This is a genomic window from Candidatus Methanoperedens nitratireducens, assembly GCF_900196725.1.
GTDB classification, from domain to species: Archaea; Halobacteriota; Methanosarcinia; order Methanosarcinales; family Methanoperedenaceae; genus Methanoperedens; species Methanoperedens nitroreducens_A.
Genome location: NZ_FZMP01000144.1, coordinates 1 through 1181 on the forward strand (window position 1 = coordinate 1; position 1181 = coordinate 1181).

Sequence of the window (1181 nt, forward strand, 5' to 3'; positions counted from 1 at the left end):
GTCGCTGTAAGTGGGCTCCCTTCGGTCGCCGTAAGTTTGAATTTTTCGGTTTTCACCATTCAATATGGTATAATGGACAAAAATAGTTGGTGAAAGTACCATAGCGTCATTGATAATCAATAGTTTACGATAAGGAAATTGAAACTGGTTTCAATTTCCTTTTTTTGTTCATGAAAAATCAGAAAAAAAAGCGTGCTGGGGCTGTAAAAGCACCAACGTGATTCTATGGGGAAAGCAGAAAGGGAAGCAGCGTTTTAAGTGTAAGAGTTGCGGCCTATTATTTACCCGGCAAAACAAGGAAGTAACCTTCAGTAATCAATTTGTATGGTTCAGGAAATGGGTGCTGAACCGGCAAACATTATCCTATATCAGTGATGAAAGCGGTTACAGCATCCGAACTTTGAAGCGGTTATTTGCCCGATATTTAGATCGGGCCCCTACATTGAAGTTCTTTCCGAGGGAACGTTTGAATCTATTGATAGATGCCACCTATTTCAGCAATGACATCTGCTTGGTAATATACCGGGACAATCAGGTGAAGTTCACACAGCTTTACAGGCTCACCGACGGCGAATATTACCATGAGATAAAAGAGGATTTAGAGGTGATGCTTTCATTGGGCATTACTATTGAGAGCATTACCTGTGATGGGCATCGGTCCATACTAAAAGCTGTTAGGAAGACTTGTAAGGAGGTCATGCTTCAGAGATGTCTGGTTCATATTCAAAGAGAGTGTAAAATATGGCTTACTCAAAATCCAAAGAGTGAGGCTGGCTTAAGCCTGCTGGCAATAGTGAAAAGGTTATCGCAAATTAGAACGCATCATGAAGCCCAGCACTGGATGAGGGAAATAGTGGATTGGCACACGCACTATCAGACATTTGTACAAGAGAAATCATATAGCAAAACTACCGGGCGGTATTGGTACAAACACAAACTGGTGAGACGGTGTTTTATTATGATAAAAAATGCCTTACCAAACATGTTCCAATATCTGTTTAATGACCATGTGCCCAAATCAACCAATGGCCTGGAATCATTCTTTGGGCACTTAAAAAGTCACTTGCTATTGCATCGGGGTATGACCAAGGAACATCGCAAAAGCTTTATCAAATGGTACATATACTTCCGGAATAATGAATAGGTTTTCTTAGCCATAGGGGATACCAATAAGCAAAAAA

Annotated in this window: 1 pseudogene; it reads left to right on the forward strand. The window is 40.6% G+C overall.

Features of this window, described 5'->3' with window-relative positions:
- Positions 1-205: 205 nt before the first annotated feature.
- Positions 206-1144 (forward strand): annotated as a pseudogene (locus tag MNV_RS21535) (IS256 family transposase, variant Zn-binding type); the annotation flags it as partial.
- Positions 1145-1181: the final 37 nt, after the last annotated feature.